General features: G+C 47.5%; 1 protein-coding gene. It reads left to right on the top strand.

Annotated elements, in window-relative coordinates:
- On the top strand, positions 1-338 hold a 338-nt coding region (rhuM, locus tag R7Z50_RS31270; protein ID WP_318150249.1), incomplete at its 5' end, for a RhuM family protein.
- Positions 339-510: the final 172 nt, after the last annotated feature.

The following is a 510-nucleotide window of genomic DNA, read 5'->3' as shown; positions in this document are numbered from 1 at the left end:
GTAAGACCGATGTCACCATTGCTAAAAACTATCTGCGTGAAGACGAAATCAAAGAGCTCAACCGCATCGTCAATATGTGGCTCGACTTTGCCGAAGACCAAGCGCTGCGTCGCAAACAAGTGTTCTTACAAGACTGGGCCGATAAGCTAGACCAGTTTTTAAGTTTTAATGATCGGGACGTATTAAGCGGAGCGGGAAAAATCTCCAAGAAAGACGCGGATGATAAGGCGAGACTGGAGTTTGACCGCTTTGCCCAGCAACGCCGCCGTTTAAAAGAAGCCGAAGGCGCACTTGCTAATATTGCAGCCCTCAAGGCAATACTCAAAAAAGACAAATAGCGCGACTAACTCAGTTGAACCAGCCATGGTACCGACATTGCTGTCGGTACCACCGTTCTCGGGTCTGTCATTTATCTCGCCAAAACACCACCTAAAAGCCACTTTAAGATTTCAACTGGCTATCTCACACAACTAGCACATCGAGAAACAACCCAAAAGCGCTCTTGCTCCA

The sequence above is a fragment of the Vibrio sp. 1249-1 genome (genome assembly GCF_033340495.1).
This window is presented reverse-complemented; position numbering and strand designations above follow the sequence as displayed.